At 49.4% G+C, this 10,662-nt stretch carries 10 protein-coding genes; 2 read left to right on the top strand and 8 right to left on the bottom strand.

From position 1 onward, the window contains the following. Positions 1–39: 39 nt before the first annotated feature. Positions 40–1,287, bottom strand: coding sequence for a glycosyltransferase (locus tag PHT49_11545; protein ID MDD5452518.1), 1,248 nt, complete (start codon positions 1,285–1,287; stop codon positions 40–42). Between the two features lie 200 nt (positions 1,288–1,487). Between PHT49_11545 and PHT49_11540 the strand changes: the two genes are divergently transcribed. Beyond that, the gene (locus tag PHT49_11540; protein MDD5452517.1) at positions 1,488–1,838 is read left to right on the top strand and encodes a flagellar basal body rod C-terminal domain-containing protein; all 351 of its coding nucleotides are present in this window, start codon (positions 1,488–1,490) and stop codon (positions 1,836–1,838) included. Positions 1,839–1,870: 32 nt separating this feature from the next. Here PHT49_11540 and PHT49_11535 read toward each other — a convergent pair whose 3' ends face one another. The 3 genes from PHT49_11535 to dtd all read right to left on the bottom strand — a co-directional run bounded on the left by PHT49_11535 (position 1,871) and on the right by dtd (position 5,902). Then, positions 1,871–3,304: an ATP-binding protein gene (locus tag PHT49_11535; protein MDD5452516.1), complete on the bottom strand. Its 1,434-nt coding sequence runs from the start codon at positions 3,302–3,304 to the stop codon at positions 1,871–1,873. A gap of 189 nt (positions 3,305–3,493) precedes the next feature. Next, complete coding sequence (locus tag PHT49_11530) at positions 3,494–4,933, bottom strand: glucose-6-phosphate isomerase (GenBank protein MDD5452515.1); 1,440 nt, start codon at positions 4,931–4,933, stop codon at positions 3,494–3,496. A 513-nt stretch (positions 4,934–5,446) separates the two neighbouring features. Beyond that, positions 5,447–5,902, bottom strand: coding sequence for a D-aminoacyl-tRNA deacylase (dtd, locus tag PHT49_11525; GenBank protein MDD5452514.1), 456 nt, complete (start codon positions 5,900–5,902; stop codon positions 5,447–5,449). 256 nt (positions 5,903–6,158) lie between these two features. Between dtd and PHT49_11520 the strand changes: the two genes are divergently transcribed. Continuing rightward, the gene (locus tag PHT49_11520) at positions 6,159–6,401 is read left to right on the top strand and encodes a PxxKW family cysteine-rich protein (GenBank protein MDD5452513.1); all 243 of its coding nucleotides are present in this window, start codon (positions 6,159–6,161) and stop codon (positions 6,399–6,401) included. A 258-nt stretch (positions 6,402–6,659) separates the two neighbouring features. Here the strand turns inward: PHT49_11520 and PHT49_11515 are convergent, their stop codons facing one another. The 4 genes from PHT49_11515 to rpsI form a co-directional block, all read right to left on the bottom strand. Further along, positions 6,660–7,940: a pyridoxal phosphate-dependent aminotransferase gene (locus tag PHT49_11515; protein ID MDD5452512.1), complete on the bottom strand. Its 1,281-nt coding sequence runs from the start codon at positions 7,938–7,940 to the stop codon at positions 6,660–6,662. 446 nt (positions 7,941–8,386) lie between these two features. Then, positions 8,387–9,121, bottom strand: coding sequence for a tRNA pseudouridine(38-40) synthase TruA (gene truA, locus PHT49_11510; GenBank protein ID MDD5452511.1), 735 nt, complete (start codon positions 9,119–9,121; stop codon positions 8,387–8,389). 10 nt (positions 9,122–9,131) lie between these two features. Beyond that, positions 9,132–10,169 (bottom strand): N-acetyl-gamma-glutamyl-phosphate reductase, encoded by a 1,038-nt coding sequence (gene argC / locus PHT49_11505; GenBank protein MDD5452510.1) that lies wholly within the window; start codon positions 10,167–10,169, stop codon positions 9,132–9,134. 89 nt (positions 10,170–10,258) lie between these two features. Continuing rightward, on the bottom strand, positions 10,259–10,651 hold the full coding sequence (gene rpsI, locus PHT49_11500; GenBank protein MDD5452509.1) for a 30S ribosomal protein S9: 393 nt from the start codon (positions 10,649–10,651) through the stop codon (positions 10,259–10,261). Positions 10,652–10,662: the final 11 nt, after the last annotated feature.

The raw sequence follows: 10,662 nt of genomic DNA, 5'->3' as shown, positions 1-10,662 counted from the left end.
TTGCTCATCTTGCCGATCGCTGATAGCTGAAAGCTTATTCTACAAAATACTCCAGCGTCTTACCAGATAGGGTTTGGCCTCTTCAAAAACCATACATTCGCTTTCGATCTGCTCTTCTGCCTCCTGAATGGACATCTGCCCGGCCTTTTTAACAAAAGACAGCGTCTTGCCGAAGTAAAGGGGCATAAGCGCCTCTAATAACGTGCTTCGGTCGATCTTCGCCTTGTGATACGCAACCGCAAAATCAAAAAGGATCAAGGCCCAGACCAGAGGAGGAACGTTAAATAAACCCGGAGACAGCCCTTTTATTTCGACCAGTTTCTTATAAGTTTCTCTTTGCAGGACCTGTTCCCATACACTGGAGTAATTTGTAAAACCGTCCAGAAATTTCTGATAGAGATTATCCTCGTTCACCTCCAGCGGTGGAGGTTCCTCTATGTCCCCCAGGCCAAAACCAAAAATAGACGTAGGCTTACTCCACTTAACGCGGGACCAGTAATTAGAAAACTGACCCATCATGGCAAAGATAGTCCCGATGACCTGCTTAAACATAGGCCCCAACTGTGCCCCGGGATCTTTTGCCCGGTGTATCTTCGGCCGTCCCATAAAAGACTGACAAATCGGCATCTTTTGCATCATGGCTATGGTGGTCATCCAGATATCGATGCCAAATTGCGAGACATCCTCGCTCCACAGCGGCAGGTTAAGATAACATGGCAATAGCCGTCCGGAAAAACCAAAATCGCCGCCGATAGGTTGACGCACCCGCCGGCCGTAAAGCATACGACTAAAGGGGTAAGCAATATTGTTCGTTATAGTGCTGTTATATTTATGCCTTACATAAAGTGGGGCCACATATCCAAAGCCGCTGAAAATCGGCTCCCCGAGCATCTTTATCCATTTCGGTGTAATACTCTTAAGGTCGGCATCAACCATAATAATGGCCCTGGCCCCAAGCCTTCGGGCCATGACAAAGAGATTTCTTATGTTATTTCCCTTGCCGGTGACACCTGGAGGGGTAGAAAGGTAGATTTTCGGTGTAGCGGTCTTTACGCCTAAGAATACCCCTTTTGTGTTGTCCGTGGAACAGGCGTCGCAATTTATAATGGCCGCTTGTTTAGTCTTAAAATAGGTCTGCAATCCTTCGTCGGCCATAGCCGTAGGCAGGGCAATACCTTCGGCCTCGTTATATGAAGGAATTCCTATTACTATTTCAGCCTTTTTAAGGTCATCTGGATTCTCCTGCCCCAAAAAAGTCAAGGGCTCTGGTATCTTTTCCTTCGTCATAGCAACAATCCAGTCCTAATGTCTTTACCTTATAACATGAAAAAAACAAAACAGGCAATAACATGCCTGTTAGTGTATAAAAATCAATATATCAAGACCGTTACCGGGCAGTAACCAAGGCCCATATTTTAAGTCCTTTCTAAAGTATGCCGATAAGAATAATCGGGTAGAAAGGTTTTCTAAAAAGGAGGTGTATGTCGATGTTGAATGCTGCATATCCGGCCTTATCTGCCTTTCAAGCACTGGGACAGAAGCTTGGGGTTACGGCTAATAATGTCGCCAATGTGAACACAAATGGGTTTAAAAAAAGTCGGGCCGTCCTCCAGGAAGCCGATCCGTCCGGCGTTACCGTATCGATAAACAAGATTAATACGCCCGGTGTTCCCTTGCCGGCTGAAGATGGGACTGTTGAAACTCAGGAATCATCTAATGTAGCCCTGGAGGAAGAGATGACCGGTCTTATGACCGTACAACGGGCCTACACCGCTAATCTCAAGGCCATAAAGGCTGAAGATGAGCTCCTGGGAAAGCTGTTCGATGTGTTCGCCTGACCGCTCCCGGCGATAAATTAAGCTCCTCGCCATCATGCATGCCTGAACGGAAGGTCTATAATAAATTTAGCGCCCTTCCCCGCTTCACTTTCAATTCTTATTGTTCCACCGTGTCCCTCAACGATATTTTTCACTATAGCCAGTCCAAGACCGCTTCCCTTGTGCTTTGTGGTGAAGAACGGCTCAAATACCCTGGATATATCCTCCGGCGAAATCCCTGTCCCTGTATCTCTTACTGATATTTCCAGGCACTCCGGCTTACCGGCGACGGTTACGCCAACCATCAAATCTCCGCCGTCCGGCATGGCCTGAATGGCATTGACAAATATGTTTAAGAGCACCCGGTAAAGAAGGTCTGGATCGCCATCAATAATGACCTCGTCAAATGCAAAATTTTTCTCCACACGAATAGCGCTTTTGTTCAATTCCGGATCAAGAAAATTAAGATTTTTTTCTATAATCTCTATTACATTACATCTGACAAAATGGGGAATCTGGGGGCGGGCAAAGTCCAGAAACTCGGTCACGATGCGGTTTAAACGATTGGACTCAGCCACAACTATTGATGCCAGGCGATTCCGGGGATCAAAGGCTTTAACCTTATTTTCCAGTAGTTCTGCCGTGCTCCGGATAATTCCCAGGGGGCTCTTTATCTCATGGGATACAGCCGCCACCATCTTTCCTAAACTGGCCAGTTTTTCGGCCTGATGGAGCTGTTCCTCCAGCTTGCGCTGTTCAAGGACCCTTTTGTAGATAATCCGGTCGGCCCTGGCTACAATAAGTCTCAAGACCACGAAAAGGATCATCATAATAGCTGTAGAGGTTATAACCACCATAATCAGAAATCTTTGAATGGTTTCATAATCCAGGGAAAGGTCCTGGGTTATCTCAAAGACACCCATTATCGGCCCCGTCTTCCAGGTAAGGACCTTTTCATGCCGAAATGGTATATATGTCTTCAATTTTTTCTCTCCGCCACCTCCTCCGGCCCAGAAGACCCAGCTACTTCCCCGGGAAACGAGCTGTGAAGAATGCTGTCCGCGCAAGGCCAGCTTGTACTCCATCCCTCCCAGATTCCTTTTGCCTACCATAGATGGATCGGTGCTGTACACGATAATGTTTTCACCGGCATCATAGATATTAACGCTGTCAATGCGAAAACTGTGGATAGTATTGCGCACCACCCTATCTATAAGGGAAAACTGCTCCGGCTCACGCAGACTTATCGAACCATAGGCAATAGCGGTGGGGACCACGAATTGCAGATATACCTGATGATTCAGATTCTCAGCGAGGAGCAGGGCATACTCCTCGCTCTTCTTGAGCAAGACCGTACGTGCCCGGTCGGATATTATGTAGGTAAGGGCGAAAGTAAAAATAAAGATGACCGCCAGGCTGCTGAATGAAAAAAACTTGACTAATTTAAAGGGCCTGACGGATTCTAACTTTTCCGGTGGCAGAGGCAAGGGTTGCTCCTATATTAGTATCCGTTCACCGTTGTCAGTAAGAAGTCACAAGAGTCGAGTCTATGCGACCTTAAAAGCGTTTTTTCGGTGAACAGTCGATGGTGATCGTATTTTCCGTTAACCGTTATCTTGTCCCTCAAAAACGTGAAAACCGTCTTTTTCGAGAACGGTCAACGGTGAACGGGTTACCTATATTATATATTTTTCGCTCTTCTTTGGTCTTTCGGCGAATTCTTTGGCCTTGTGCTCAAATCCCTTTCGGCTCATAAGGCCATAGGCAAATTGTTTTCCCTCTTCCACTCCAGGCTGATCCAGGGGATTGATATGGTATAACCCGCCGGCAAAAACCGTCTGTACCTCTAACATGAATAAAAGCTGTCCCAGGGTGAAGGCGTTCACCTCCGGGACAATTATACTTAGATTAGGACGTTTATTGCGCGTCAAAGCCAGTTCCGTGGTCTTCTGTTCCACAGCAATCAATTCATTCAAGGAGTGCCCTCCCAGATAGCCTACCCCCTCCACATCAGCAAAAGATTCAGGCATGGATATTTTTTTGTGAAACCTTTCTACTGCCAGAAAGGTAATGAGCTTGTTGTTGGGACCCTCCATGTAAAGCTGTAATTGCGAATGCTGGTCAGTAGCCCCAAGGGCCCTGACCGGGGTCTGACCGGTAGAAACAATATTGCCATCCAGGTCTGTCCTCTTTCCCAGACTTTCTGCCCATAGCTGCCTGAACCAGTCCGCTACTCCATAAAGGGCATCGGCATACGGCATCATGACTGCAATGGGCTTGCCCTTTTTAGTATCAGCCAGGTAATACAGCGCAGCACTCAGATAGGCCGGATTTTTCCACAGATTCGAAATGCGGCACCGCCCGTCCATATCCCGGGCGCCGGCCAGGAGCATAAAAATATCAATGCCGGCAACCGCAGCGGGCAGAAGCCCCACCGGGGTAAGGACCGAAAAACGGCCGCCAACTCCGGCTGGCACGGGAAAGGTCGGATAATCTTCCCTTTCGGCGATCTCCCTCAGCCTGCCCTTCTCAGGGTCTGTGGTTACCACGATGTGTGGGCGATGCCCTTCCTTTCCCAATTTTTTAATCAATCTGTCCCGCACATAAATAAACTGGCTCATGGTCTCGGCCGTACCGCCGGATTTGCTTATGACATTAAAGACCGTTTCTCTCGGGTCCAGGATATCTAGAAGCGCCTGGAATCCATCCGGGTCAATATTATCGGCAAAGAAAAGACGTGGCCGGTGCTTGCGTCCGGCATCAGATAACAGGTTATAATGAGGATGATTCAGAGCTCGCTGCAGGGCTATTCCACCCAGGGCTGATCCGCCTATACCAAGCACTACGAAGTTGCGGCAGGCCCGGCCAATCTTACGCCCGGCCGCAACAAGACGGGCAGCCTCTTTTTCTTCATAAGGAAGATCGTAAAAGGCCAGCGCCCCCTGACTCCTTTTTTTAAAAAGTTGGCTATGGACGGTCTTGGCCCCGGATTCAAGCTCCCTTATCTCTTTATTGCTTACGCCATTATCCCCGCCCACGAACTCCGCCATGGCATAGTTAAAATCTACCCGAATCCGTTGAGATGATACCCATTTTTTATCTTCCCATTTCTTCATCAAGACCTCCTTCTCCGGTATTACGTATTGTCAAAAGATTAACTACAGAGGACACAGAGAGACAGTAAAGTATTAACAAGTTCAAAATTGAAGCTCCCCGCAACAAGCTGCGGGGAATCTTAGTATGCAAGGTAAAATACATCGTATGCGCTCGCTATGCATGTTCAAAGTTCCAATGAATGTCAAAGCCCAAAGCTCAAAGCTGAAGGCCCGGCTTTGATATTCAGTCACTTCGCAGATGCACCGGACAACCCTCATCTTTTATACATAACATCAGATGGAAGGCAAGAAAAAAACCCTGATCACCATCAAGACATCATCTGCGGCGTTGCCTTCGGTCGCTCCTCCTTGCGGCGTATTGCTCCATACGCCTCAGTCGTCGCTCCTCGGCGCCTTGCATCTAATATCTTGCCGGTGATCAGGGGTACCCCATAACTTGCCGATTTTAATCTTGATAGCCAAATTAGACGGTGGATTTGGGAAAACCTGAAGAATGGCGGGATTTGAGAAACATTAGGAGTGTTTCTGTTTCTTACTGTCCAGAAGGATGGTAACCGGGCCATCGTTTACTAACGAGACCTCCATCCTGGCCTGAAATTCTCCCGTAGCTACCGGTACACACAGCCGGCGCACCTCGGTGACGAAAAGCTCATAGAGCTGCCGGGCCAGGGCAGGCGGTGCGGCCTGATCGAAGGATGGCCTTTTCCCTTTACGGCAGTCACCAAGGAGGGTAAACTGGGACACGATAAGGCATTCACCACCCACATCCAGGAGGGAAAGGTTAAATTTGTCGGACCCATCGGCGAATATGCGTAAAGATACTATTTTTGATGCCATATAAACGGTATCAGCCGGGGTATCATCCTTTTCTACTCCCAGAAATATCAAGAGGCCAGGCCCTATCTCTCCTGCCTTTTTGCCATTAACAGTAACCCGGGATTCTTTAACCCGCTGCAGTACGGCACGCATTTTACCTCCAAATTAACGTCACCCTACCCTAACCCCTTACATTCCCCGCCTGCGAGCCCGCCGGAGGCGGATCACTTGCGCAAGCCGTGAAGCGAAGGAATGATGGCTTCCATTTTTCTACCTATTTTCTATTGACAAAACCTAACCCATCGATTATAAAGCGTCGTTTTGTAAAAAACAATTTTGTAAAATCTTTGTAAAGGGGGTGATTCCCATGGACTGTACAACGTTAAAACCAGGGATTAGCTGCGTCTTTATGAGCAAAAAAGGTTGTTCTTTTAACGGTGGAGCCTGTCATCAGGTTATTGATAAGTGTGAGGGTTGCAACCGTATCATAGAATTTCCCACAGGTAAATACTGTAGCAGCTATCCTGATCCCGCCTCAAAGTGGAAAAAGGGTAACTGTAACCTAGCCACTCATCTCAAGGCAGAGGCGCCCAAAGCTGCCGCTAAAATCAACCCGCTTAAGGCTTCCAAGCGAGGCGCTGCCGGCCGCTAATATTCTCCGGCCGCTGGCCCTATTTATGCAACCTTGGCTCATGGAGAGCAGCACGCCTGTGTTGCTCTCGCCAAAGGTTGTTTTATCCGGTGTTCCTCTTTTGATTAACTCGTAAGAAGTAAAATCTTACCGCTCGAAGATACGCCGAAGGCGTAAGAGATCGCTGAGATAACATACTGAATAGTTTAAGATTTTTCTCTGCGCCCTCTGCGTGCTCAGCGGTGAAAAGGCTTTTTTGCGAAGTTGTCTCCTTTAAACTCAGGACAGTTTCTTTAGCGCCTCTTTAAATCGATCCATACCCTTAGCGATATTTTCCATAGACGTGGCAAAGGAAAATCTGATGTACCGGTCATCGCCGAAGGCTACCCCCGGAACAACGGCTAACCGGGCCTCCTCCAGCAGGTAATCACAGAGGGCCATAGAATTTGTTATCTTCCGGCCCTTATAGCCCCGCGAGTAATACGCAGAGACGTTTGGAAAGGCATAGAATGCCCCTTGCGGTTTGACACACGTTACATCCGGTATGGCCTTAAGTCGCTTAACGATATAGTCCCTGCGTTCTTTGAAGACAGATGACATCTTGGTAATGAAAGAGTCGGGGCCGTTCAGGGCGGCTACCGCAGCCTTTTGGGATATGGAAGTGGGATTAGAGGTGCTCTGACTCTGGATGTTGGTTACGGCCGAGATTATATCGGCAGGCCCGGCCAGATAGCCAATCCGCCAGCCGGTCATGGCATAGGTCTTGGAGACACCGTTTAGAATGAATACCTTCTCCCTAAGTTTGGGATTGAGGGAGAGCAGGTTACCCGGCTTTTTGCCGTCAAAGCGTATCTTTTCATAGATATCGTCAGAGATAACGTAACAGTTGTGATCTTGCACCATGTCCCCCATTTGTCTGAGGGTCTTGGCGCTGAAGACAGAACCCGTGGGATTTGACGGGCTGTTGAGGATTATACCCTTTGTTCTCGGAGTCATCATCTTTTCCAGCGCGGAGACATCGAGATCAAAGCCATCTTCTTCCCTGGTCTCAATAATAACCGGTTTGGCCCCGGCCAGCTCGACAATAGGGGGGTAGGATACCCAGTATGGAGCCGGGATTATGACCTCGTCGCCCTTGTCAAACAGGGCCTGGGCCAGGTTGTAAAGGGCGTGTTTACCCCCGCAGGAGATTACTATCTCTTGACGGGAATAAGATAACCCATGGTCATCTTTCAGACGTTTGATAACGGCGTCTTTTAGCTCCACGATGCCGCCAACCGGGGTATATTTGGTAAAACCATCCTGGATGGCCTTTATGGCGGCCTCTTTGACATAGCCGGGGGTATCAAAGTCCGGCTCGCCCACCCCGAAGTTGACAATGTCCACGCCCGCACCCTTCATGGCCTTGGCCTTGGCATCGATAGACAGGGTGGGAGAAGGCTTAATCTTGCGGGCCCTTCTGGATAAAGCTCCTTTAGACATGGCGGCAAAACCCCTTTCTCTAAATAGGTTGCATCCGGCAACTACCGTTTCCAGATGCAGGCTTTCAGCCGTCGGCATATTTGTTAACCGTTAACCGTTGTCCGACATTTTCTTTCGGTAAACGGTCAACAGTAAACGGTGAACCGGCTTCATGCTGATAGCTGAGCACTGATTGCTCCAGCCGGAAATCTTGGTTTTCCGAATGAAAGCTAAACATAAGTTACAGCCTCGTGGCCTGCACCGGAAAGATTTTATAATCTTTTAGGATAAAGTGGAGCGATTGTCCAGCAAAAACTATGCATTCAAGCCGGCTGAAGACGGAGGGTGCCTTGCAATGACAAGACGAACTACTTTTCATGAGAAAATCAAGATGATTGCGTAAAAAGTCCGTTTTCTGACGGCACAGTAAAAAGCTCCAGTTGCAAGGCGCGCAAATCCTGAGGAATGAGGCGTACTTGGAGCTACGCCGCAGTGACGAAGGATACAGCGCAACGCAGCAAATGGACTTTTTACGAAGCCGTCAATCAATAAATCACTTCTTTTAAAAATAGCCCCTGAGGCGGCGCGGTCATCCCGGCCATATTTCGATCTCCGGCCTGGAGGATGTCCGTAAACCTTTCCGGCGTTACCCGCCTCTCTCCCACTTCAACCAGCGTACCCACAATATTGCGTACCATGTGGCGCAGGAACCCGTTGGCCCTTATCTCAAATTCGATTATTTTATCTTTCCTGGTCAATTTTAAACCGCTAACTATGCGGATTGTGTTCTTGACGGAACTCCCGCTGGCCATAAAGGCGGCAAAATCATGGACTCCCTGCAAAACCGGGAGGCATTTTTCCATGGCCGCAACATCCAGGTCATGGGGAACAAACCAGGTGTAGAGGTGGTGGAGTGGAGACCTTATCCGCTCATTCAATATGTGATATAGATATACTTTCTCCAAGGCCGAGTAGCGGGCGTGAAAATCGGCGGGGACTTCGCATATCTCTTTTACCGCTATGTCCTGAGGAAGGAGGCTGTTTATCCCTCGTAAAAAACCATCTGCCGGGATGTTAGAGGCGGTCTTAAAGTTTGCTGCCTGGTTCATGGCATGCACCCCGGCGTCCGTACGTCCGGATCCGATTACCTTGGCCGCCTCGCCGGTCATGACGCCAATTTTTTCTTCCAGGACCTCCTGGATGCTCAGGCCGTTTACCTGCCTCTGCCAGCCACAATAGGCCGTGCCATCATACTCCAATATGAGTTTGATGTTCCGCATGGGCCGACTCTTACGGAAAGAGCGGTATCCCTGTCAACCCTGTAGTCTCCTCCAGGTCGAACATAAGGTTCATGTTCTGTACCGCCTGGCCGGATGCCCCCTTGGTCAGATTATCTATAGCCGAGAGGATAATCACACGACCGGTGCGTCCGTCCACCTTCAGGCCGATGAAACAATAATTAGACCCTTTGACATGGGCGGTTTGCGGGTAGTCGCCTTCCGCGCAGATCTTTACAAAAGGGGCCTGGTTATAAAACTCTTCGTACTCTGAGATTAAATCCCCTGTGGTCTGCTGGCCCTTTAGATCGGCATAGATGGTGCTCAGCATCCCCCGGCCCATGGGCACCAGATGGGGTGTAAAGGTTATGGCTATTTCTTCCCCGGCCAGCAGGCTGAGTTCCTGCTCCATCTCCGGCGTATGGCGGTGGGCAGCTACCTTGTAAGCCTTAACATCTTCATGTACCTCGCAGAAAAGGCTGCTTAACACGGCGGAGCGGCCCGCGCCGCTTACCCCGGTCTTTGAGTCCACCACAATGCTTTTGTTGTCGATAAGGCCCTTCTTGAGGAGCGGGGCCAGGCCCAGGATTACGGTAGTAGGGTAGCAACCCGGGTTGGCTACCAGTTGCGCCTTCCTTATCGCCGCCGCATGTAATTCAGGCAGTCCATAGGCCGCCTCGGCCAGATATTCCGGGGCGCTATGGGATTGATACCACTTTTCATATACCTTGACATCTTTCAGGCGGAAATCAGCGCTTAAATCAATCACCTTTTTATCGGCCTGCAGAAAAACCGGGACATGGGTCATGGCCGTCTGATGCGGAACCGCCAAAAAAACGACGTCGGCCGCCCCGATAACCCTTTCAGGCGAAGGGGACTGACACACGATATCCACACTACCTGAGAGCGACGGGAAGACCTTGTGCAGGGGCTGGCCTTCATATTGGCGGGAGGTGGCCACAGTAATAGCAACCCCGGGATGTGCGGATAATATCCTTACCAGTTCCAGTCCGGTATAGCCGGTAGCTCCGATTATAGCGGCACGGATCATAATAACCTCCTCACTACGCCGGTAAAAAAAGAGGGCTTGCCCCAAAAGGCAAACCCTCTTTTAGAAGATACCCTGTTACTCAGACCAAATCATCTCTTTGAATATTGGAAGCGTGCCCGGGCGCCCTTTTGTCCATATTTTTTGCGCTCTTTAGCCCGTGGATCCCTGGTCAGCAAACCGGCCTTTTTCAGCGTCGCCCGGTATTCAGGGTTAATTTCCAGAAGCGCCTTGGCAATACCATGACGAACAGCCCCGGCCTGCGCTATTTTCCCCCCACCGGCGACATTAACCGAGATGTCGAGATTACCCATGGTTTCCGTAAGCATAAGCGGCTTTTTAAGGATGAGTACAGGCACTTCCCCGTCAAAATATTCTTCCGGGGCGCTGTCGTTAATAACCATATTCCCCTTGCCGGGACGCATCCACACCCTGGCTATGGCCGTCTTTCGTTTGCCTGTTGCGTAATACAGTTTTTCTGCCATGCAAGACTCCT

The organism is Desulfovibrionales bacterium, assembly GCA_028715605.1.
Taxonomy (GTDB): Bacteria; Desulfobacterota; QYQD01; order QYQD01; family QYQD01; genus QYQD01.
This window is presented reverse-complemented; position numbering and strand designations above follow the sequence as displayed.

Coding starts and splice junctions, on each gene's coding strand:
- PHT49_11540 (MDD5452517.1), top strand. CDS start 1,488: ATGTTGAATGCTGCATATCCGGCCTTATCTGCCTTTCAAGCACTGGGA.
- rpsI (MDD5452509.1), bottom strand. CDS start 10,651: ATGGCAGAAAAACTGTATTACGCAACAGGCAAACGAAAGACGGCCATA.
- PHT49_11530 (MDD5452515.1), bottom strand. CDS start 4,933: ATGAAGAAATGGGAAGATAAAAAATGGGTATCATCTCAACGGATTCGG.
- PHT49_11520 (MDD5452513.1), top strand. CDS start 6,159: ATGAGCAAAAAAGGTTGTTCTTTTAACGGTGGAGCCTGTCATCAGGTT.
- argC (MDD5452510.1), bottom strand. CDS start 10,169: ATGATCCGTGCCGCTATAATCGGAGCTACCGGCTATACCGGACTGGAA.
- dtd (MDD5452514.1), bottom strand. CDS start 5,902: ATGCGTGCCGTACTGCAGCGGGTTAAAGAATCCCGGGTTACTGTTAAT.
- PHT49_11515 (MDD5452512.1), bottom strand. CDS start 7,940: ATGCCGACGGCTGAAAGCCTGCATCTGGAAACGGTAGTTGCCGGATGC.
- truA (MDD5452511.1), bottom strand. CDS start 9,121: ATGCGGAACATCAAACTCATATTGGAGTATGATGGCACGGCCTATTGT.
- PHT49_11545 (MDD5452518.1), bottom strand. CDS start 1,287: ATGACGAAGGAAAAGATACCAGAGCCCTTGACTTTTTTGGGGCAGGAG.